Below are 21,330 nucleotides of genomic sequence, written 5' to 3' on the forward strand. Positions count from 1 at the left end.
AGCCTCCGCCATGAGCGACATCCAGGCCCAGTTTTCCGTTCTGAAGCAGACCGCCGATGCCAAGGTGGTCGATGCGATCGCGCGTCTCATCGAGAACGGCGAGGATCACGAGCTCAACCGCGTCAATGTCCTCGATTTCTCCAGGCAGCATGGCCTCGACGAAGAGCACACGATCTCCACCTTCCTGCATTCGGCGCGGCTCGGACTGTTCGATCTCGGCTGGAACGTGCTCTGTCCGGGCTGCGGCGGCGTGCTGGGCGCCCATTCGACGCTGAAGGCGCTCAAGCCGGACGATTATCACTGCGCGCTCTGCGCCTGCGGCTACAAGGCGTCGGTCGACGATCAGGTCGAGGTCTCCTTCACCGTCAATCCGCGCGTGCGGCGCATCGCAGCGCATGATCCCGATACGCTTCCGGTGTGGGAATATTTCAAGCAGGTGTTCTGGAGTTCCGGCGTCGACTTCAACAAGGAATCCTTCGCGACGCTCGCCAACGAGGTGACGCTCGATACGCTCGAGCTTCCGGCGGGCGAGAAGGCGACCATGTCGCTGCAACTGCCGGGCGATTTCATCATCATCTTCGAGCCGGTGACGCACGCAGCCCATTTCATCGACGTCCAGGGCGAGCCGACCAAGGAGCGCCAGCAGTTCGCGATCATGTACAACAAGGTGCAGGCTCCGACGGGGACGACGACCATGCGGCCGGGGCCGCTGCGGCTGTCGCTGGAGAACCAGGCCGGCGTGCGCGTGTTGCCGTCGGTGTTCATCGCGGCCGAGGCGCTCCATCATCTCATCGGCAAGCGCAAGCCGTTCCTCACCGCCAAGCGCATGCTGTCGAACCAGACGTTTCGCGATGTCTTCAAGGCGGACAATCTCAGCCTCGACCAGCGGCTCCAGATCACGTCGCTGACATTCCTGTTCACCGATTTGAAGGGCTCGACCGCGCTCTACGAGCGCGTCGGCGATCTCGCCGCCTTCGATCTCGTGCGCGCGCATTTCCATGCGCTGCTCGAGATCATCTCCTCCGAGAAGGGCGCGGTGGTGAAGACGATCGGCGACGCCGTGATGGCGACCTTCGTCCGCCCCGAGCACGCCATCGTCGCGGGCCTGCGGATGCGGGCCGCGATGGACGAGCTCAACAGGCAGCGCGGCACCGACGATCTCATCGTCAAGATCGGCATCCATGAAGGCCCGTGTCTTGCGGTGATGCTCAACGAACGCCAGGATTATTTCGGCCAGACCGTCAACATCGCCGCTCGCGTCCAGAGCCTGTCGACGGCGCGGGAGATCCACATCACGGGCCCCGTGCTCGATGCGCCCGCAGTCGCCGAGGTGCTCGAGCAGCGCGCGATCAAGCCGATCCAGAAGCAGGCGGCCCTGCACGGCATCGCCGACAAGATGGTGGTGTACGAGATACCGTGAGGACGGCACTCCCGATCATTGCGAGCTTAGCGAGCATCCGGAGTCTTTCCAGTGAGGCAGTCTGGATTGCTTCGCTGCGCTCGCAATGACGATGTGGAGACAGGTGCGTGCCACACTCTCTGTCGTCATGCCCGGGCTAGTCCCGGTCATGACGGTAACCAGCTCGTCCAGATTGCAGAAAGGTAATGCCCGCGCGGAGCTGACGCACGTTGCGGCGGTCGGGTTTCCCGCTCATATAATGCTGGTGGCGGCCGCACTCCCGCGGCTTCATCGATTTCGGTAGGATCCTATGCTCGACGGCCTGCGCCAATTCATCGCTGACATTGTGGCTCCTCATGCCGCGGATCGTGCTTTCGGCGATGGCGATTACCGGCTTGCGGCCACCGCGCTGCTGGTTCACGTGGTCTCGCTGGACGGTCAGCCGACGGCGACCGAGCAGCGCAAGCTGCACAGCCTGATCGAAAGCCATTTCGGGCTGGATCGCGGTACCGCCGACCGCCTGATCGCGGACGCCACCCAGGTCGAGGGCGAGGCCGTCGACCTCTATCACTTCACCAGTGTCATCATGCGCTCGCTCGACGAAGAGGGCCGCAAGCGCATCGTCCAGATGATGTGGGAGCTGGTCTATGCCGATGGCCAGGTGTCCGAGTTCGAGGACAACGTCGTCTGGCGCGCCTCCGACCTGCTCGGGATCGCCCAGCGTGACCGGATCGACCTCAAGCATGCGGTCGCAAATCGCGCCGGTGGTCAGGTCAAGGACGGTGCCGTCGGGGGTTGAGCCGTCTCAACGCGGTATTATCGGCGGTTGTGCTGACCACATGACGAAACTTTAATATACCCCCGTCGACCACCCCGGCCCCGGATTTCCCCGTAAAATCCGTGGTTTTCCTGCTTCCCTGTTGCCCGCTCAAGCAGCCATGCTGCCGGTGACGCTTGCCTGTCGCGCTCGGCCTATGCTCTCGTTCCGCCATTGCGGGGCCAAAAAACTTCAATTCAAGAGACTTCGATCGTGACTGAGCGAGTAACGTTGATCACCGGTGCGTCGGCGGGCATCGGCACGGAGCTGGCGCGTGTGTTCGCCGCCAACGGGCATCGCCTCGCGCTGACGGCGCGACGCGCGGACCGGCTGGAGGCGCTTGCGAACGAGCTCGCCGCCAAGGGCGGCAAGAAGCCGATCGTGATCGCCTGCGATCTGCAGGAGGCAGATGCGGGCGAGAAGATCGCCGCCGCGCTTGCCGCCGAAGACGTCGAGCTCGACCATCTCGTCAACAATGCCGGCTTCGGCGTGTTCGGCGATGCGATCGAGCGCGACCGTGTCGAACAGGTCGGCATCGTCGATGTCAACGTCCGGGCTCTGACGGATCTGTCGCTGCGCTTTGCCGATCAGCTGATCAGGAACAAGGGCGGTCTTCTCAATGTCGGATCGGTCGCGGGCTTTCTGCCCGGCCCCGGCATGGCCGTGTACTACGCGTCCAAGGCCTATGTGATTTCCCTCACCGAGGCCTTGCGGGCGGAGCTCGCGCCGCGCGGCGTTCGCGTCACCGTACTTTGCCCGGGTCCGGTGCCCACCGAATTCCAGGCGCGCGCCGGCGTCGGGTCCGGGCATGACACGACTCTTCTCAACGTGTCTGCCGCCGATGTCGCGCAACAAGCCTATCGAGGCCTGATGGCCAACAAGCGGGCAGTGCTGCCTGGTCTCGGCATCAAGATCGTGCCGTTCGCGCTGCGTTTCTTCCCGCGCGGCTTCATCCTGTCCGCCACCAGCCGGTTCCAGAGGCAGAGGCACTGATTTCTTGTTTTGACGCGTTTTCTTTACGCGAACCGGTATCCACTTCGCTCGAAAACGCTTTAAAGAAAGCTCAGAGCTCCGTAGTGGCCCGGAGCTTGCTTCAATATCGGGACGCGTGTGCGCGAACTCACACGATGTTAACTACCGCTTAGCTATGCTGGCGGTCTGAACCGATAGCACTCGCAGAGGCCATGTCGTTCCGGACGGACAGGTTTGGTGGCGCAGAATTGGTGCCCTTCCCAAGAAGGACGCCGAGCGCCGCCGCCTCCGAAGCCCGGTTGCCGGTTCTGATCATCCTGCATCAGGAATCCTCGACGCCCGGCCGCGTCGGCAATGCGCTGCGCGCGCTCGGCCATCGCCTCGACATTCGCCGTCCCCGCTTCGGCGATCCCCTGCCCGATACGCTCGATCAGCATGCCGGCGCTGTTTTTTTCGGCGGTCCGATGAGCGCCAACGATCCCGACGATTACATCCGCCGCGAGATCGACTGGATCGAAATTCCGCTCCGCGAACAGCGACCGTTCCTCGGCATCTGCCTCGGCGCGCAGATGCTGGCGATGCAGCTGGGGGCCCGCGTCGCACCGCATGCGCAGGCGCTGACCCAGATCGGCTACTATCCGATCCGCCCGACCGCCGCGGGCCACGCGCTCTGCCCGAATTGGCCGGCGCAGGTCTATCACTGGCATCGCGAAGGATTTGAACTGCCCGTCGGCGCTGAGCTGCTTGCGGAAGGCGATGATTTTCCGATCCAGGCGTTCCGCACCGGCAACGCTTTCGGGGTGCAGTTTCATCCTGACGTGACCTGCGCGATGATGCATTGCTGGACCACGCGCGGCTATGACGGCCTCAGCGCGCCTGGCGCGCGCGAGCGGCATCATCATTTCGCGGACCGTGCCGTCTACGACGTTGCGGAACGGGCCTGGCTCGATCATTTCATCGATGGCTGGCTGGCGCGCCGGCAGGTGCTGGCGCAAGCCGCCGAGTGATCGCGCCTTCGCGCCAGGTGCTTCGCCTAAGTTCTTGGCGCAAGCCCTTGCCTGATCCCTGGATATGCTAGGCTCGTTCCTAACGAGCGCGCGCGAACGCGTGCCGGCAGACACAGGGAGAGCGTCATGGCCTACGAACACATTCTGTATGAGGTGAGCGACAAGGTCGCGACCATCACGCTCAATCGCCCTGATCGCATGAATGCGTGGACGCCGACGATGGAGCGCGACGTGCGCCATGCGATGGAAGCATCGAGCGCCGAAGACGATGTCCGCGTCATCGTGCTCACCGGCGCGGGCCGCGCCTTCTGCGCCGGCGCCGACATGGATGCGCTGAAGGGGCTCGACCCCAACGACGTCAGGCATGCCTCGAACCTGCCGCCCTTCGACATGAATCGCCGGCCGGACTGGCAGACGCGTTACGGCTTCTATCCGTCGATCGGAAAGCCTGTCATCGCCATGCTCAACGGCGCGACCGCCGGCATCGGCCTCATCCACGCGCTTTATTGCGACCTGCGCTTTGCCGCCGACAATACCGTGTTCACGACAGCCTTCGCGCGGCGCGGACTGATCGCCGAGCATGGCATGTCCTGGATGCTGCCGCGCATCGTCGGCCACGCCAATGCGATGGATTTGCTGCTCTCGGCCCGGCGCGTGTCGAGCGAGGAGGCGCTGCGGATCGGCCTGGTCAACCGGCTCTGCTCGCCCGAGAAGCTGCGCGAGGAGACCTATGCCTATGCGCGCGACCTCGCCGACATGGTTTCCCCGAGCGCGATGGCCGTGATCAAGCGCCAGCTCTACGAGGTGCCGTTCCAGACCCTGGCGGAGGCCACGATCGAGGCCAACCGCGAGATGATGGTCGCGCTGAACGGCAGCGATTTCCGGGAGGGGGTGGCGAGCTTCATGGAGAAGCGGCCGCCGAGGTTTACGGGGAGGTAGGGGGGAAGATTTTTCAGGGGCGGTCCGTCTTCGCCCTGCGGGCTTCGCCGGACACCACGCTTCGCCCTTCGGGCTCTGTGCGGCTGCGCCACGCGTAGCCTGTGCGATCTTGGCAATTTTTAAGGTTGGGTTGGTTGAGACGGTCCGTCTTCGCCCTTTGGGCTTCGCCGGACACCACGCTTCACCCTTCGGGCTCCTCGTGGCTGCGCCACGCGTAGCCCGAAGGGCGAAGCGTGGTGGAGCCAGGCGGGATCGAACCGCCGACCTCGTCATTGCGAACGACGCGCTCTCCCAGCTGAGCTATGGCCCCGTTTGGCGGCCGCTCTGGTGAATGCGGCCGACAACCGGGCGCCATTTAAGTCCCCGCCAAGGTCAAGTCAAGGACGGGTGTGACCCGGTTTTAACCATCCCCGGCACCGACTTCCCTTGTTTGGGCCGGGGGGAACCGATATCTAGCAAAAAGCGTCAATCCCGACCGAAAGCCAGAGTCTTCAATGCGTGCCGTTCTCGACATCGTCATCATCGTGCTCGACCTCTACGTCTGGCTGCTGATCGCCTCCGCGATCCTGTCCTGGCTAATCGCTTTCAACGTCGTGAACACCCGCAACCAGTTCGTTTCGGCGGTGGCGGAGTTCCTGTACCGGATCACCGAGCCGGTGCTGGCGCCGATTCGCAATTTCCTGCCCAGCCTCGGCGGCCTCGATATCTCGCCGATCATCCTGATCCTGCTCATCATGTTCATCGAGCGGGTGATCCTGTATTACATCTACCCGAACGTGATCTAAGCAGGCGGGAGCGCCTTGATTGCGAAAGAGGCCTTCAAGGAACCCTGGCGCTATTCGGCCGCGGGAATCAGCATCGCGCTGCGGGTGACGCCGCGCGGCGGCCGCGACGACATCGACGGGATCGAGCAATTGGCCGATGGCCGCAGCGTGCTCAAGGTGCGGGTGCGCGCGATCGCCGATGGCGGCGAGGCCAACAAGGCCGTTCTGGTGCTATTGGCGAAATCGCTCTGCGTCCCCAAGGCCAGTGTAAAGCTGCTATCCGGTGCCACCTCGCGGCTGAAGCAGATCGCGGTCGACGGCGATCCGGCGCGGCTCGGCGAAGCCCTGCGCAAGCTCGCCCAAGCCAGATCGGCAGACGCCAAACCGACAGACCAAGGGAACTGACATGACGGCCAAGATCATCGATGGAAAAGTCATCGCTGCGGAACTCCGCGCGCGCGTCGCTGACGAGGTTGCCCGCGTCAAGCGCGAGCACAATCTGGTGCCGGGCCTCGCGGTGGTTCTGGTCGGCAACGACCCCGCCAGCGAGGTCTATGTCCGCTCCAAGCACACCCAGACCCAGGCGGCCGGAATGGCCTCGTTCGAGTACAAGCTGCCGGCCGACGTGTCGCAGGCCGATCTGCTGGCCGTCGTCGCCAAGCTCAACCGCGATCCGGCCGTGCACGGCATTCTGGTGCAGCTGCCGCTGCCGAAGGGCCTGAACACCGAGGCCGTCATCAACGCCATCGATCCCGCCAAGGATGTCGACGGCCTGCATCCGAACAATGCCGGCCGGCTCGCCGGCGGCTTTGAAGCGCTGTCGCCTTGCACGCCGCTCGGCTCGATCATCCTGACCAAGAGCGTCCACGCCTCGCTCGAAGGCATGAATGCCATCGTCATCGGCCGCTCCAATCTGGTCGGCCGTCCGCTGGTGCAATTGCTGCTGAACGAGAACGCCACGGTGACCATCGCGCATTCGCGCTCGCGCGATCTGCCCGGGCTCGTGAAGCGCGCCGATCTCGTCTATGCCGCGGTCGGCAAGCCCGAGATGGTGCGCGGCGACTGGCTGAAGCCGGGCGCGACCGTGATCGACATCGGCATCAACCGCATCCCCAAGGACGACGGCAAGACGCGTCTCGTCGGCGATGTCGCCTATCAGGAAGCACTCGCCGTTGCCGGCGCGATCACGCCGGTGCCGGGTGGCGTTGGCCAGATGACGGTCGCCTGCCTGCTGGTGAATACGCTGCGCGCGGCTTGCGCGATCGCAGGGCTGCCGAAGCCGGCGGTTTAACTCCAGGTCTTGCGCCCCGGACGCGGCGCAGCGTGCAACGATGCGCTGCGGAGCCGGGGCCCACTGCAAGTGGCGCCACGGGTTCCGGCTCTGCAGCGCATCACTTCGTGATGCACCACGTCCGGGACACGCAATCTCACGCCTTCTTTTTCTTCTCGCGCTCGATGCCTTCGAGGATCAGCTTCTGCGCGTCTTCCGGGCCGCCCCAGCGCAGAATCTTCACCCACTTGCCCTTCTCGAGATCCTTGTAGTGCTCGAAGAAGTGCTGGATCTGCTGCAGCGTGATGTCGGGCAGGTCGGAGTACGACTTCACCTTGTCGTAGCGCTGCGTCAGCTTCGACGACGGCACAGCGAGAATCTTCTCGTCGCCGCCGGCTTCGTCTTCCATGAACAGCACGCCGACCGGGCGCACGCTCATGACGGCGCCGGGGATGATGGCGCGGGTGTTGATGATCAGCACGTCGCAGGGATCGCCATCGTCGGACAGCGTGTGCGGAATGAAGCCGTAGTTACCGGGGTAACGCATCGGCGTGTAGAGGAAGCGGTCGACAACGAGCGTGCCGGCTTCCTTGTCCATCTCGTATTTGATCGGTTCGCCGCCCACGGGGACTTCGATGATGACGTTGACGTCGTGGGGTACGTTTTTTCCGATCGAGACCGCATCGATACGCATTCAAGGCTCCGTTGTTGCCGAGGTTAAATCGCGCCCGGCAGCGATTTTGGCGCTGTCATACGCGGGCTTGGCGCGCCAATCCATCGTGTTTTTGTGAAATAATGAATCCAGCGACTACCGGCTCAAAAGGCAACGGTATCGACGGATGGGAAGTGCTGCCGGCTAGACTTTCAGCAGCTCAATTGGTCCAAGCGAAGGCAACCTTGTCGAGCGACTTCGGCCCGAAACGCTCGGAGGAGCGCGCCACCATGCGGCCGCCCAAGGCGCGGTAGAACTCGGTCGCCGGATCGTTGTCCGAGAGCGCCCACACCACCATGCTCTTCAGGCCGCTCTGCATCAGGTCGCGGCGGGCTGCGGTGAACAGGCGGCGGCCGAAGCCGAGACCCTGGAATTCCGGACGCAGATAGAGCTCGTAGATCTCGCCGTCGAAGTGCAGGCTGCGGGCGCGGTTGCGGCCGTAATTGGCATAGCCGGCGATCTTGTCGCCGAACACGAGCACGCTGACGCGGCTGCCTTTGCGAATCGCACTGTCCCACCACTGCGGACCGCGGCGGTTGATCAGCTTTTCCAGTTCGCCGCCGGGAATGATGCCCTGATAGGCGGAGCGCCAGGCTTCGTCATGGGTGGACGCCACCGCAGTTGCATCTGCAGCTTTGGCCGGCCGGACCTCGATCAGGGTTGTGCTCATGGACACGATCAAACCAAGTCGCCGCGCCGGCGGCAAGACCTATCGTTAATTATCGGTTAACGTGTGGATTTTGTGCATCAGTATTTTAACCATGTTGTACCGAAAGAAGACAAGACGCCATTTCGAACGGCACCGGCCTGCCATTGCCGGTGCAAAACTGCCCTGCGGCAACCAATGAACCGCGATGGCAACGCAAAAAGCCCACCGAAAATGATTCGTTCCTGCAGATCCGTCGCTGTCCGTGTTCGCCTGCGGCGATTCATGCGCCTCTTCAACATCTTCGCCGTCCTGCCTCTGCTGCCCTTGCTGCTGGCGTCGCCTCTGTGCGCACAGGTCACGTTTGGGTCATCGGGTGAGGAGGGCGAGCCGTTTCGCCGGCAACAATGGCGCGTGCCATCGCCGGATACCGACATTGCCGCGCATGCGCTGCTGTTTCGCCCCGTCGGCGCCGGTCCGTTCCGGCTTGCGGTGATCGCACATGCCTCGACGCAGAATGTGCTGCGCCGGGCGCAAATGCCGCAGCCTGAATACCGCGCGCTGGTCGCGTTTCTCGTCGCGCACGGCTTCGCCGTGCTGGTGCCGGAGCGGCTCGGCCATGGTGCGACCGGCGGCCGCTATGTCGAGGACCAGGGCGGCTGCGACGAGGCGGATTACGCGCGTTCCGGTCGCGCGACGGCCGCCGAAATTTCGCTCGCGCTGGATTTTTTGCGAAAGCAGGATTTCGTTCGCCAAGACTCGGCGGTCGTGCTCGGCCATTCCGCCGGCGGTTGGGGGGCGTTGGCGCTCGCGAATGCCGATCCGAACGCGATCTCCGCGATCATCGCGCTTGCGCCGGGGCGCGGTGGCCACGCCAATGACGAACCGAACCGGATCTGCGCGCCGCAGACGCTTCTCGCCGCGGCGGCCGAGTTCGGCAAGGCGGCGCGCATTCCCGTCACATGGCTCGTGGCGACCAATGACAGCTATTTCGCGCCGGCGTTCTCGCGCCAATTGGCCGATGCGTTTCGCGGAGGAGGCGGCAGGGTGGACTTCCGCTCATTGCCGGCCGTCGGCAGTGAGGGGCATTGGATGATCGAGAGCGAAGCCGGCGTCAAAGCTGCCAGCCGCGAGCTCGGGCTTGCGCTGAACCAGTCCAAACCGGCGGCGGCCAAGAAGCCATGACGCTGTATCTCCTGGTCAAATACCTCCATGTGCTGGGCGCCATCGTCATTCTCGGCACCGGCACCGGCATCGCCTTCTTCATGCTGATGGCGCATCGCACGAACGACGCGGAATTCATCGCGCGCACCGCTTCGGTGGTGGTGATTGCGGACGCGATCTTCACGCTGTCGGCCGTGATCCTCCAGCCGGTGACGGGCGGCCTGCTGATGATGCTTTCGGCCATGCCGATCACGGAACGCTGGCTGCTGGCCTCGCTTGGGCTCTACGTCCTTGCGGGCCTGTTCTGGGTCCCCGTCGTCTTCATGCAGATCGAGATGCGAGATCTCGCGCGCAAGGCGGCCGAGCAGCGCGGCTCTCTGCCTGAACGCTACTTCGTGCTCTACCGCCGCTGGTTCGCGTTCGGTTTCCCCGGCTTCGGCGCGACGATGTTGATCCTGTGGCTGATGATCGCGAAACCGTTTTGAGAGATGCGATGACCCAGCAAACCGTTTTGGTGCTCGGCGCCTCCGGCCTGATCGGGCGCTTCGTCACCGACGATCTGCGCGTGCGGGGATTTCGCGTGGTCGGCGTCGCACGCAGCCTGTCGCCCGCGCAGAAGATGAGCGCACTGGACATCGAGCAGCCGATCCTGTCGCTCGACGCAGCCGCGCTGATGCGCCTCTTCCGCGAGCATGCCGTCGACGTCGTCGTGAACTGTCTCGGCGTGCTCCAGGACGGTCCCGGCAGCGACACCGGCGCAGTGCATCGCGATTTCGTCGCGCGCCTGCTTGAGGCGATCGCCGACAGCGGCCGCGCGATCCGGCTGGTGCACATCTCGATCCCCGGGACCGTGGGGGCGGATCGCACCGCGTTCGCGACGACCAAGCGCGAGGCCGAACGCCTGGTTGCAGCCTCCGGCATTCCCCACGCGATCCTGCGGCCCGGCTTCGTCGTCGCACCGTCAGCCTATGGCGGCAGCGCCATGCTGCGCGCCCTCGCCGCCTTCCCGCTCGACCTGCCGCAGAAGGAGATGTCGACGCCATTCCAGTCCGTCGCAGTCGAGGACATTTCGGCCACCATCGCCTGGCTCGCCGCGCGCGATATCGACGACGCCTCAGTCAAAGCCGTGACGTGGGACCTGATGCAGGCCGAGCCGGTCACCATGGCCGGCGTCATCAAACAGTTCCGCCACGCCTTCGGCACGGCCGGCCGGCCGCGCCTCGCGATGCCGTCCTTCACGCTCGATCTCGGCGCGAAGATCGGCGATCTCGCCAATTATCTCGGCTGGATGCCGCCGATGCGCTCCACGGCCATCGCCGAGCTGCGCCGCGGCGTGACCGGCGATCCCTCCAGCTGGATCGCCGCCACGGGCTTCGCGCCGAAGACGTTGGCTGATACGATCGGGCGCCATCCCGCCACCATCCAGGACAAATGGTTCGCGCGGCTGTTCCTGATCAAGGCGCTGATCTTCGCCAGCCTGGTCGCGTTCTGGCTCGTCTCCGGCTTCATCGCGCTGTTCGTCTCCTACCGCGCCGCCGCCGGCATCCTGACCGCGCACAATTTTTCGCCCGCACTGGTCGATCCCATCACCATCGGCACCAGCCTGATGGACATGAGCATCGGCGTGCTGATCGCCTTCCGCCGTACTGCGGCGATCGGTTTGGTCGCAGGCATCGTTGCCTCGCTCGGCTATATGGTTGGCGCGGCGATCCTCACGCCCGACCTCTGGATCGAGCCGCTCGGCGCGCTGGTGAAGACAGGGCCGGCCATCGTGCTGATGCTGGTCGCGCTGCTGATGCTGGATAATCGATAGCGTTTTCGAGCGAAGTGGATCCCGTTTCGCGTGAAGAAAACGCGTAAGATAGAGAGACTGATGAGCAAATGGCCCGACGACGACGTGATCCTGTTCGACGGCGTCTGCATCTTCTGCTCGCGCTGGGTCCGCTTCGTCGCCAAGCGCGACACGGCGAGGCGGTTTCGCTTCACGCCGATCCAGTCGGATTATGGGGCGCGGCTTGCACGTACGTTTGGCATCGATCCTGACGATCCCGACACCAATGCGGTGGTCCATGACGGAAAGGTCTTTATGAAGTCCGACGCCGCGCTGACCGTGCTGTCGCATCTGCCGGGATGGCGTTGGGTGCGGATGTTGTTCGCCGTGCCAAAACTGCTGCGAGACCCCGTGTACAGCCTCATCGCGCGCAACCGCTACCGCATCTTCGGCAAGTACGATGCCTGCTTCGTTCCCGATGCGGATTTGAGGGCGCGGGTGATCGAGTAGCCCGTCATTGCGAGGAGCGAAGCGACGAAGCAATCCAGACTGTCGCCGCGGAAAGATTCTGGATTGCTTCGCTGCGCTCGCAATGACGGAGTTTACCGCTACAGCTTGCCTGAAGCCGCCAGCACTTCCTTCGCCGCGCGCTCCCCGCTGTCCCTGGCCCCGTGCGCCGTCGTGAAAAAGCTTGGCGAGGTCGCTTCGCCCGCGAAGAACAGCCGCCCATCCACCGGCGCTGCCAGCACCGCGCGGTCTCCAGCGTGCCCTGGCAGTGCGTGTGAATAGGATCCTCTCGCGAAGGGGTCGCGGGCCCAGCGCGACTCGTACAGCGGCTTCAGCTTTCGCCTGATGTCGTTGCCGAGAAGGCCTGCGATCTCGTCGATGCTGTGCGCGGCGATGGCGCCGTCGCCGGCGTCTTCCAGCTCGCGGGCGAAGCTGCCGCCGAAAAAGCCCTCGATGCAGGGCTGGCCGAACGGGCGGATGTGGTAGGTGCCCATCTCGGTGCGCATGGTGGCGCCGCGCAAATTGCCCTCTTTCGGAAAGGCTTCCGCATCGTCGAGCGCCAGCGTCACCTTGTCGTCGACGCCGAGCGGCAGGCCGGCTGCCGCATCGACCTTGGCGGGCAGCGGCGGTGAGAAGCGGATCGCCTCATCGGCGATGAGATTGGTTGGAACGGTGACGATCGCCTTGTCGGTGGTCAGCGTTCCCTGCGACGTCTCGATGCGGAGGCGCTGGCCGGAATGATCGATCAGCGTGACATTGCAGCCCAGGGCGACCGGGCAGGGGGCGCCATAGGCCGCGACCAGCGCGCCATAGCCACGGCGGACGCGCCAGTTGAGGTCGCTGTCCTCATAGGCGTCCCAGTCCAGTGTCGACATGTCCTTCAGTTCGCAGCCGTTGATGTAGGTCGAGACGGCGTCGATCATGGGATTCCAGCGATTGTCCGGATCGAGGCTCTGGCTCGCGGGCTCGTCCTTGCCCTTTTGCGCGGCCTGCCACAGCCGCTCGTAGAATGCGTCCATCGCGCGCATGAAATCGTCGCGCTCGGCCTGCGGAAACGCGTTGCCGAAGGCGCGCTCGCGCCAGGGCGGCAGGTCCTTGTTGACCTCGAAGCCGAGCTGCTTTGCGATTCCGACGAAGGAATTCTTGTCGGCCGAGTGCAGCCAGCCGCAACCGACGTCGAAGGTCACCTCAGGCGAGGCCTGCACGGTCCAGGCGCGTCCGCCAATCCGGTCACGCGCCTCCAGCACGATCGCGGAGAGGCCGGAGCCATGCAGCGCATGCGCCGCGCCGAGGCCGGCCGCGCCGGCGCCGATGATCGCGACGTTGACGGAGGAGGGCAGGGAGGTCATGAGCGGGCTCTAGCACGTTCGCGAAGAGCGCTGAAGCCACCACAAAGTGAGGTGTCATCACCCGCCTTGTGCGCGATTGCGCACTGGGCGAGTGATCCACTTTCGTAGGGTGGGCAAAGGCGCTCTTGCGCCGTGCCCACCATTGCCGACCGGGATTTCAAGTGGTGGGCCCGCTACGCTTGGCCCACCCTACGGCACTACGGTGTGGAGCGGCTTACGCCACCGCTTCCTTGGACTTTTCCGCGCGCTTGCGCTCGTTCGGGTCGAGGTGCTTCTTGCGCAGGCGGATCGACTTCGGCGTGACCTCGACGAGCTCGTCGTCCTCGATATAGGCGAGCGCCTTTTCCAGCGTCATGCGGATCGGCGGGGTCAGGCGCACGGCTTCGTCCTTGGACGTCGTGCGGATGTTGGTGAGCTGCTTGCCCTTGAGCACGTTGATCTCGAGATCGTTGTCGCGGGTGTGCTCGCCGACGATCATGCCCTTGTAGACCTTCCAGCCCGGCTCGATCATCATCGGGCCGCGGTCTTCCAGCTTGAACATGGCGTAGGCCACCGCTTCGCCCTGGTCGTTGGAGATCAGCACGCCGTTGCGGCGGCCCTGGATCTCGCCCTTGTACGGGGCGTAGCCGTGGAACAGGCGGTTCATGATCGCGGTGCCGCGGGTGTCGGTGAGCAGTTCGCCCTGATAGCCGATCAGGCCGCGGGTCGGCGCGTAGAACACCAGGCGCAGGCGGTTGCCGCCGGACGGCTTCATCTCGACCAGCTCGGACTTGCGCTCGCTCATCTTCTGCACGACGACGCCGGAATGCTCCTCGTCGACGTCGATCACGACTTCCTCGATCGGCTCCATGGTGGCGCCGGTCGCTTCGTCCTTCTGGTACACGACGCGCGGGCGCGACACCGAGAGCTCGAAGCCTTCGCGGCGCATGGTCTCGATCAGGATCGCGAGCTGCAATTCGCCGCGGCCGGACACTTCCATCGCATCCTTGTCGGTGGCCTCGACGACGCGCAACGCGACGTTACCCTCGGCTTCGCGCAGCAGACGGTCGCGGATCATGCGGCTCGTCACCTTGTCGCCTTCAGTGCCGGCGAGCGGGGAGTTGTTGACGATGAACGACATCGACACGGTCGGCGGGTCGATCGGCTGCGCCGGCAGCGGCACCTCGACGGTCGGATCGCAGAAGGTGTCGGCGACGGTGCCCTTGGTCAGGCCGGCAATGGCGACGATGTCGCCGGCTTCAGCTTCATCGAGCGGCGTGCGCTCGAGACCGCGGAATGCCAGGATCTTGGTGATGCGCCCGGACTCGACCAGCTTGCCGTCGGCATGCAGCACCTTGACCTGCTGGTTCGGCTTGAGAACGCCGGACGAGATGCGGCCGGTGATGATGCGGCCGAGATAGGGGTTGGCCTCCAGGATGGTGCCGATCATCTTGAACGGACCTTCCTCGACCGTCGGCGGTGCGACGTGGCGCAGGATCAGGTCGAACAGCGGCTCCATGCCCTTGTCCTGCGGACCCTCGGGGCTTTCGGCCATCCAGCCCTGCTTGGCCGACCCGTACAGGATCGGGAAGTCGAGCTGCTCCTCGCTGGCGTCGAGCGCCGCGAACAGGTCGAACACCTCGTTGATGACTTCGGTCGGGCGCGCGTCGGGGCGGTCGACCTTGTTGATGACGACGATCGGCTTCAGGCCGACCTTGAGGGCCTTGGAGACCACGAATTTGGTCTGCGGCAGCGGGCCTTCGGCGGCGTCGACCAGCACCAGGGCGCCGTCCACCATGTTCAGGATGCGCTCGACCTCACCACCGAAATCGGCGTGGCCGGGGGTATCGACGATGTTGACGCGGGTGTCCTTCCACTGCACCGAGGCCGCCTTGGCCAGGATGGTGATGCCGCGCTCACGCTCCAGATCGTTGGAGTCCATGGCGCGATCCGTCACCTTCTGGTTCTCGCGGAACGTACCGGATTGCTGGAGGAGTTTGTCGACCAGGGTCGTCTTGCCGTGGTCGACGTGGGCGATGATGGCGACGTTACGAAGGTTCATGAGTGAGCTTCTTTGCGGTCGGACAATGGGTTAAGCGCGATCTCGCCGGTCGGACCGGGACCTCTTCACGAAACAACGCTGGAAGACTGGAAACGGGCGCTTTCCGCCCAAAAAGGGCCGCCCGGCCATCTCGACCAGGCACCCTACGCGTTGCGGCGCAATATATGCAAAAACCGCCAAAAAACAATGTGTTCTTTGCTGGTTGGTTGACTGAATTTTGTCCGGGAATCTCCGGGGGTTAGGGTAAATCCAGCACCAAACCGGCCTTTGCTCGGGGACGGGGCCTCGATCAGCCCTGCACCGAGCCGGGGCTGGTCTCCTCGGTCGGATAGACCCCGCGCAGCACCTCCTCGAAGTGCATCTTCACCGCTTCGTTGCACAGGCAGGCGCGCAGGCGCAAGCCGTCGAGATTGCGGACCAGGATCGCGCCGCGTCTTGTATCGAGCACGCCCTCGGCCTTGAACGACTGGAGCACGCGGCTCGCATAGCTGCGGCCGACCCCGAGCAGCGTCGCGAGCTGCTCATGCGTCAGCGGCACGCTGCTCTCGTCGCCGGTCCGCTCCATCGCCGCGATGATCCACTTGGCCGTACGCTGTTCGATGGAGTGGATGGCGTTGCAGGCGGTGGACTGGAACATCTGCGCCAGCATGCAGTCGGCATAGCGGGCGAAAATGTTGCGCAGCGAGGCCGAGCGCATCTTGGCAGCGTCCAGCTTGGCGACGTGAATGCGCGCGAATGGTCCGCCGAATTTCACGCAGATGCGGGTATAGGCCGGCAAAAATCCCTCGCTGACGATGCCGCCCACTGCGCCTTCGCGGCCGACCAGGATGGTCTCGACGTCGCGGCCGTCTTCATTGGGAACGAGAAATGTCGCAAGCGACGGCCCGCAGGGGAAGTGCACGACCTGGACATCGTCGCCGGGACTGTAGAGCAGCTCGTTGGCCCCGGCGGTGTCCAGGGTGACGTGCGGTGCCAGCAGCGCGTAGTCAGCCGGACTCAAGCGTCGCAGCAGATTGTTGGCCGGCCGGCTGTCGACTTCGGTTGTCTTGCTGATACGCGCGTCCATCGTAAATCCCCTGCTCTCCTTTCAACACTAGCGAGGTCCGATCATGGGCTGTGTGCACAAGTGGACAGACGTGAAAACTGTTCTGTGGTGAGTTTCGTTCCGGGAACCCTCCGATGCGCTGGGCGCAGGCGTCGAGATGAGGCTGTCCTTGATCGGTAAGAACATGCAGCCCTCGATATCCACCATCATGATACCTGCTCCCCCGGACGGCTCTGCCGGCATGCCCGCCGATGTTCTGATCGTTGAGGACGATCCGATCATTGCGATCGATTTCGAGGATCGCCTGCTCGGATTTGGCGTGAGGAGCGTGCGCACCGTGGGGTCGGTGGCGCAGGCGCTGGCGGCGATCGCGGCGCGCGCGCCGGATTTCGCGCTGCTCGACGTCGAGCTCGGCCGCGAGAAAAGCTTTGCCGTCGCCGACCGGCTGGCGGCTGCGCAGATTCCCTTCGTCTTCGTGACGGGCTACGGCGCCGAGGATCGCATCGCTCCCGAATTCAAGACGCGGCCGCGGCTGCAAAAGCCGTGTTCGAGCGAAGCGCTGGAGGCCGCGCTGCGCTCGGGCGGCGCCTGATCGCCCGTCGGCGTTCTCCCGGCTTCAGGCAGATTTCGGATCGAGCGTGGTCGACCACAGCGCGACGTCGGCGCGGTCGCGCAAGGTCACCGTCATCTGGCCGGATGCGCCGTCGATCTTGACGTGACCGAAGAACTGCATGCCTGCGGACGGCGGCAGGTTCTGGTTGTCCTTGCCCGGCGCTTTGACGAAACGCACCTCGGGCCCAAAGGTGTTGTCGAGCGCATTTGGACCAAAGGTGCCCGCATGCAGCGGGCCCGAGACGAATTCCCAGAACGGCTCGAACTCCTGGAATTGCGCCTTGTTCGGATCGTAATAATGCGCGGCGGCGTAGTGCACGTCCGCAGTCAGCCACACCGTGTTGTTGATCGGCGCCATCTTGATGAAGCGCAGGATGTCGGCGATCTCGAACTCGCGGCCGCGCACCGGGCCGTCGCCCTGCGCAATGGCTTCCGATCCGCCCTTCGGCGTGTCCGAGACGACGAGGCTGAGCGGCATGTCGGAGGCGATCACTTTCCAGGTTGCGCGCGAGTTGAGGAGGCCGCGCTTGAGCCAGGCGATCTGGTCCGGGCCGAGGAAGTAGCTGGCGGGCCCGTAAGCGGTTTCGAGATTGGCGCCGTTCGGGCCGCGATAGCTGCGCTCGTCGAGCATGAACACGTCGAGATGCGGGCCGTAGGAGATCTGGCGATAGACGCGGCCCGGCTCAACGATGCTCTCCCGCATCGGATACATCTCGTGAAAGGCGCGGCCGGCGCGGGCTGCCAGCAGAGAGATGTCGCGCACCTTGTAGGACGCCGGCAACTCCTTCGACAGCGACCAGTTGTTGGTCACTTCATGGTCGTCCCACTGCACGAAGATCGGCACTTCGGCATTGAAGGCGCGGACGTTGTCGTCGGTGAGATTGTATTTGTGCGCGGCGCGGTACTCGTCCAGCGTCTCCGCGACCTTGGCCTTCTCGGGGATGGTGACGTTCTTCCAGGTCTTGCCGTCGGTGAGCTTCACCTCGGATTCGATCGGACCGTCGGCATAGATCGTGTCGCCGGAATGCAGGAAGAAATCCGGGCGATGCTTGCGCATCGCGGAGAAAGTGAACATGCCGCCATCATCGGGATTGATGCCCCAGCCCTGCCCTGCGACATCGCCGCCCCAGACGAAGCTGACGTCGCGACGGTCGGCCGGCGCGGTGCGGAAGCGGCCGACCACTGGTTCGCCCTCGATCGCGGTATGCGAGAGATCGCGAAAGCGGACGCGATAGAAGATGTCCTGTCCGCCCGGCAGGTTCTCGATCAGCATCTTCGCGGTGAAGTCGCTCTCCGGCAGCGCCGCGATCGGCGGCAGCGCGCGGGCGTCCTTGAAGGACTCGGTCGTGGCCACCTCGACCAGCATCTGCGATGGCCGGTCAGTGCGCGCCCAGACCACGCCACCGTCGACCGTGACGTCGCCGGACTGCACGCCATGCGTAACCGCCGGCCGGTCGGCCGCGCGCGAGAGATGGGGCATCGCGATCACGCCGAGTGCGCCGGCGCTGGTGGTGAGGAAGCGGCGGCGGGAGAATTTGATGTTCATGGCGGCTTCGCTTTTTGTCTCGTGCGCATCTCGCGTCGTCATTCCGGGACGGTCCGAACGACCGGACCCGGAATCTCGAGATTCCGGACTCGCGCTGCGCGCGCTCCGGAATGACAGCGAAAGCTATACTGAGACAGTATGACGCAGCAATAACGCGGCAGGCGTTTACGCGTTGCCGGCGGCCCTGAATTGCGCGCCTGCGCGCTGCAGGCTTTGCGGCATGGCAAACAGCACGGCCTTGCGGTCGGCGACGGCGGCGTGGAATTGGTCGAGCACGATGTTGATGGCGGTGAGCCCGCCCTCTTCGATCGCGCCGTGATCGAAGCAGCGCAGCGTGTCGCGCAGGATTTCGTCAGCCTCGGTTTGCATCTGGTCGAGCTCGTCGGTCGTCTCGCTCTTGCGCGCCGCCGCGATCAGGTCGAACAGGCGGTCCCGCAAATGGCTGTTGTTGTCGCGCTCGTCCTTCTTGAGGTAGCCCGCGAACCAGGCGCCGATCGAGCCCATCGCCGAGAGCGCCATCAGGGTCCACCAGATGTAATCGCTGTATTTGTCGAGGAAGGTCTTTTCCTCGCCGTCGACGAAGGCGGCGGCGCCCGGATGCACGGGGATCACCGCATCCTTGTCGGTGTCGGGCGTCTCGATCTTCGCCGCCATCGGGAATTCCGCCACCAGCTGCTGGCGCACGGCGAAGAGCTGGCGCGTGAACGCCGCGATGGTGGTATCGGACACACCTTTGCGCGCCACGATGTGGTGCGAGAAGCTGATGGTCTTGACCTCGTCATCGGGGCGATCGGGCGAGCCGCCATAGGTACCGGCGGGAATCTCCGATGCTTCGTAGACGGGATGGTTTTGCGCGATCGCGTCCGCGGAATCGATCGCGAGGAACGTCGGCGTGCCGCTGTCCTTGGCGGAAGCCGCGATCGCATCCGACGTGATCTTGCTGTTGACGGGGCCGGCTGCGAGATAGGCATCGGCCTTCTGGGCCTTGATCGCCTCGGCGGCTTCATTGGCGGGGAACTGTATGACCTCGACCTTGGCGGGATCGACGCCGTATTGCTGGAGGATCACCTTGAGCAAATTGACGTTGGCTTGGGTTCGGCCGATCACCCCGACGCGATGGCCGGCGAGCTGCGCGATCTTGGTGATCTTCGCGCCCTTCTTCTTGCCCTTGCCGGGCACGGACCACAGCACCACGACGTTCTTGCGCAGGGTCGCAACGGCTTGCGCGTTCTTCGGCACGTCGACGTCGCCGCGCACGATGGCGAGATCGACCTTGTTTTCCGCGAGCGCATCGGCGCTGGCGGTGGCGCCGTCGGTCTGGATCGGGCGTAGCCGCACAAAGCTCTTGTGCTGCGCAAAAGCCTGCGTCAGCGCCTGCACCACCTTGAGGTCGTCGCTATTGGCCGGACCGACCGCGATCTTCAACGTCACCGGCCGCATCGCGAAGTAGTATCCGCCGACGAGCGCGCCGATGATCGCAAGCACCAGCGCCAGAGACACGAGCGCCGTCTTCCGCGCCGCTGATCGCGGCGAAGGCGGGGTGGGCGCTTCGGCCAGGTCCAATCCCCCGGTCATCGATCTCCCAAACAGGCGCTTGAGGCTCAGTTTCATCTTGGCCGGCGATTTACACCTGTAATCATAGCAAATTTCTTGTCCCGCGGGGTTACATCTCCGTCATGGTTAGCGGATGGACGAAATCCGGTCTGAACCAGGGCCATATGCACGGTGTTAGGGTAAAGTTCCCCTGAAAATGGAGGCGATCATGGCAGAGCGGCTGACGCCGGAAGCACGCAAGCAGGCACTGGGCGCCATACCGGGCTGGACCGAGGTTCAGGGCCGCGACGCCATCGGGAAGACCTTTGTCTTCAAGGATTTCAACGAGGCGTTCGGGTTCATGACCCGCGCGGCGCTGGTTGCCGAGAAAATGGATCACCACCCCGAATGGCGCAACGTCTACAAGACGGTGGAGGTGGTGCTGTCGACCCATGACGCCGGCGGCGTCACCAAGCTCGACATCGAGCTCGCCAGGACGATGAACACGATCGCCAAGCTGACAGCTACCTGACACCTTGCGAGGATCGGCTGCATCCCCATGTTGTGATCAGCAGGAGATGCGGCCATCTGCCGCCCCTGGCTGAACGGGGAGTTTGTCGAACATGGCTGCCGAACACAGCGTCGGCTTCGAGCCGGCCGATCGGCTCGCGGAGGATCATGAGAGCGTGCGCCGCCGTTTCTGGCGCAAGCTGAAGCGTGTCGCCGTGCAATTGCCGTTCGCGGAAGACCTGCTCGCGGCCTATTACTGTGCGTTCGACCGGCAGACGCCGCGCCATGTCCAGGCGTCGCTGCTCGGAGCGATCGCCTATTTCATCCTGCCGTTCGATTTCGTCCCCGACGTGATGCCGATCCTCGGCTTCACCGATGACGCCGCCGTGCTCGCCACCGCCATCCGCATGGTCGCCAGCCACATCACGACGGAGCACCGCGAAGCCGCCCGCGCCGTGCTGAAGCGCGGGGTGGATGGTGCGGAGGCGGCGCAGTAGGCGTTGTTGGCGACACGCCGTAGCCACGCCCACCGCTGTCATTCCCCGCGACCCGGCTACGCCAAGGCTTCGCCGGGGTTGCGGTCCAGGGCCGCCGAAGCTTTAGCGTAGGCGGCAGGCGGGGAATCCAGTACGCCGCGGCCTCTCGATTCAATCACTGACGTCACGGAGTACTGGATCGCCCGGTCAAGCCGGGCGATGACAGCGAGTGTGTGGGTGCCGCTTGCGA

At 64.5% G+C, this 21,330-nt stretch carries 22 protein-coding genes and 1 tRNA gene; 15 read left to right on the top strand and 8 right to left on the bottom strand.

The window, feature by feature from the left end:
* Nucleotides 1-10: 10 nt before the first annotated feature.
* The 5 genes from IVB46_RS32575 (at nt 11) to IVB46_RS32595 (ending at nt 5,134) form a co-directional block, all read left to right on the top strand.
* Nucleotides 11-1,420, top strand: a complete 1,410-nt coding sequence (locus tag IVB46_RS32575; RefSeq protein ID WP_247306591.1) for an adenylate/guanylate cyclase domain-containing protein — start codon at nt 11-13, stop codon at nt 1,418-1,420.
* A gap of 289 nt (nt 1,421-1,709) precedes the next feature.
* The gene (locus IVB46_RS32580; RefSeq protein ID WP_063980339.1) at nt 1,710-2,198 is read left to right on the top strand and encodes a TerB family tellurite resistance protein; all 489 of its coding nucleotides are present in this window, start codon (nt 1,710-1,712) and stop codon (nt 2,196-2,198) included.
* Between the two features lie 231 nt (nt 2,199-2,429).
* Entirely contained in the window at nt 2,430-3,209 is a 780-nt protein-coding gene (locus IVB46_RS32585) for an SDR family oxidoreductase (protein WP_071908709.1), read from the top strand.
* Nucleotides 3,210-3,400: 191 nt separating this feature from the next.
* Nucleotides 3,401-4,195 carry a glutamine amidotransferase gene (locus IVB46_RS32590; protein WP_085402996.1) on the top strand — a complete coding sequence of 265 codons (795 nt, stop codon included), beginning with the start codon at nt 3,401-3,403 and terminating at the stop codon, nt 4,193-4,195.
* A 126-nt stretch (nt 4,196-4,321) separates the two neighbouring features.
* Complete coding sequence (locus tag IVB46_RS32595; RefSeq protein ID WP_247306594.1) at nt 4,322-5,134, top strand: enoyl-CoA hydratase; 813 nt, start codon at nt 4,322-4,324, stop codon at nt 5,132-5,134.
* 234 nt (nt 5,135-5,368) lie between these two features.
* Here IVB46_RS32595 and IVB46_RS32600 read toward each other — a convergent pair.
* Nucleotides 5,369-5,444, bottom strand: a tRNA-Ala gene (locus IVB46_RS32600).
* A gap of 184 nt (nt 5,445-5,628) precedes the next feature.
* Between IVB46_RS32600 and IVB46_RS32605 the strand changes: the two genes are divergently transcribed.
* Genes IVB46_RS32605 through folD form a run of 3 tightly spaced genes read left to right on the top strand, consistent with a single transcriptional unit; the run spans nt 5,629 to nt 7,189 of the window.
* Nucleotides 5,629-5,919, top strand: a complete 291-nt coding sequence (locus IVB46_RS32605; RefSeq protein WP_007598721.1) for a YggT family protein — start codon at nt 5,629-5,631, stop codon at nt 5,917-5,919.
* A 15-nt stretch (nt 5,920-5,934) separates the two neighbouring features.
* Nucleotides 5,935-6,303, top strand: coding sequence for a DUF167 domain-containing protein (locus tag IVB46_RS32610; RefSeq protein WP_247306602.1), 369 nt, complete (start codon nt 5,935-5,937; stop codon nt 6,301-6,303).
* 1 nt (nt 6,304) lies between these two features.
* Nucleotides 6,305-7,189 (top strand): bifunctional methylenetetrahydrofolate dehydrogenase/methenyltetrahydrofolate cyclohydrolase FolD, encoded by an 885-nt coding sequence (gene folD / locus IVB46_RS32615; RefSeq protein WP_247306605.1) that lies wholly within the window; start codon nt 6,305-6,307, stop codon nt 7,187-7,189.
* Between the two features lie 136 nt (nt 7,190-7,325).
* Here folD and ppa read toward each other — a convergent pair whose 3' ends face one another.
* Both ppa and IVB46_RS32625 read right to left on the bottom strand, forming a co-directional pair.
* On the bottom strand, nt 7,326-7,862 hold the full coding sequence (gene ppa / locus IVB46_RS32620) for an inorganic diphosphatase (RefSeq protein ID WP_014490715.1): 537 nt from the start codon (nt 7,860-7,862) through the stop codon (nt 7,326-7,328).
* A gap of 178 nt (nt 7,863-8,040) precedes the next feature.
* Nucleotides 8,041-8,550, bottom strand: coding sequence for a GNAT family N-acetyltransferase (locus IVB46_RS32625; protein WP_014490714.1), 510 nt, complete (start codon nt 8,548-8,550; stop codon nt 8,041-8,043).
* Between the two features lie 261 nt (nt 8,551-8,811).
* Between IVB46_RS32625 and IVB46_RS32630 the strand changes: the two genes are divergently transcribed.
* Genes IVB46_RS32630 through IVB46_RS32645 form a run of 4 tightly spaced genes read left to right on the top strand, consistent with a single transcriptional unit; the run spans nt 8,812 to nt 11,971 of the window.
* The gene (locus tag IVB46_RS32630) at nt 8,812-9,711 is read left to right on the top strand and encodes an alpha/beta fold hydrolase (RefSeq protein WP_247306608.1); all 900 of its coding nucleotides are present in this window, start codon (nt 8,812-8,814) and stop codon (nt 9,709-9,711) included.
* Nucleotides 9,708-10,175, top strand: a complete 468-nt coding sequence (locus IVB46_RS32635) for a DUF2269 domain-containing protein (protein ID WP_247306611.1) — start codon at nt 9,708-9,710, stop codon at nt 10,173-10,175. The genes IVB46_RS32630 and IVB46_RS32635 overlap by 4 nt, the downstream gene beginning before the upstream one ends.
* Before the next feature lie 8 nt (nt 10,176-10,183).
* Nucleotides 10,184-11,503 (top strand): SDR family oxidoreductase, encoded by a 1,320-nt coding sequence (locus IVB46_RS32640; RefSeq protein ID WP_247306613.1) that lies wholly within the window; start codon nt 10,184-10,186, stop codon nt 11,501-11,503.
* 60 nt (nt 11,504-11,563) lie between these two features.
* A complete protein-coding gene (locus IVB46_RS32645) occupies nt 11,564-11,971 on the top strand; it encodes a thiol-disulfide oxidoreductase DCC family protein (RefSeq protein WP_247306616.1) in 408 nt (135 codons plus the stop codon).
* Between the two features lie 98 nt (nt 11,972-12,069).
* On the opposite strand, the gene IVB46_RS32650 is transcribed toward IVB46_RS32645, so the two are convergent.
* The 3 genes from IVB46_RS32650 to IVB46_RS32660 all read right to left on the bottom strand — a co-directional run bounded on the left by IVB46_RS32650 (nt 12,070) and on the right by IVB46_RS32660 (nt 16,424).
* A complete protein-coding gene (locus IVB46_RS32650; protein WP_247306635.1) occupies nt 12,070-13,317 on the bottom strand; it encodes an NAD(P)/FAD-dependent oxidoreductase in 1,248 nt (415 codons plus the stop codon).
* 214 nt (nt 13,318-13,531) lie between these two features.
* Nucleotides 13,532-15,358: a translational GTPase TypA gene (typA, locus tag IVB46_RS32655; protein ID WP_071908699.1), complete on the bottom strand. Its 1,827-nt coding sequence runs from the start codon at nt 15,356-15,358 to the stop codon at nt 13,532-13,534.
* A 289-nt stretch (nt 15,359-15,647) separates the two neighbouring features.
* On the bottom strand, nt 15,648-16,424 hold the full coding sequence (locus tag IVB46_RS32660; protein ID WP_247306638.1) for a Crp/Fnr family transcriptional regulator: 777 nt from the start codon (nt 16,422-16,424) through the stop codon (nt 15,648-15,650).
* Nucleotides 16,425-16,560: 136 nt separating this feature from the next.
* Between IVB46_RS32660 and IVB46_RS32665 the strand changes: the two genes are divergently transcribed.
* On the top strand, nt 16,561-16,995 hold the full coding sequence (locus IVB46_RS32665) for a response regulator (protein WP_247344284.1): 435 nt from the start codon (nt 16,561-16,563) through the stop codon (nt 16,993-16,995).
* Nucleotides 16,996-17,019: 24 nt separating this feature from the next.
* Here IVB46_RS32665 and IVB46_RS32670 read toward each other — a convergent pair whose 3' ends face one another.
* Both IVB46_RS32670 and IVB46_RS32675 read right to left on the bottom strand, forming a co-directional pair.
* Nucleotides 17,020-18,561: an alkaline phosphatase D family protein gene (locus IVB46_RS32670; protein WP_247306641.1), complete on the bottom strand. Its 1,542-nt coding sequence runs from the start codon at nt 18,559-18,561 to the stop codon at nt 17,020-17,022.
* 165 nt (nt 18,562-18,726) lie between these two features.
* Nucleotides 18,727-20,172: a TAXI family TRAP transporter solute-binding subunit gene (locus IVB46_RS32675; RefSeq protein ID WP_085402976.1), complete on the bottom strand. Its 1,446-nt coding sequence runs from the start codon at nt 20,170-20,172 to the stop codon at nt 18,727-18,729.
* Nucleotides 20,173-20,323: 151 nt separating this feature from the next.
* On the opposite strand from IVB46_RS32675, the gene IVB46_RS32680 reads away from it, so the two are divergent.
* Together IVB46_RS32680 and IVB46_RS32685 are read left to right on the top strand one after the other, a co-directional pair.
* On the top strand, nt 20,324-20,626 hold the full coding sequence (locus IVB46_RS32680; RefSeq protein WP_028152804.1) for a 4a-hydroxytetrahydrobiopterin dehydratase: 303 nt from the start codon (nt 20,324-20,326) through the stop codon (nt 20,624-20,626).
* Between the two features lie 91 nt (nt 20,627-20,717).
* A complete protein-coding gene (locus IVB46_RS32685) occupies nt 20,718-21,101 on the top strand; it encodes a YkvA family protein (protein WP_166105110.1) in 384 nt (127 codons plus the stop codon).
* Nucleotides 21,102-21,330 lie beyond the last annotated feature (229 nt).

Origin of the sequence: Bradyrhizobium sp. 61 (assembly GCF_023073075.1) — a bacterium.
In the GTDB taxonomy this organism is placed as follows: Bacteria; Pseudomonadota; Alphaproteobacteria; order Rhizobiales; family Xanthobacteraceae; genus Bradyrhizobium; species Bradyrhizobium barranii.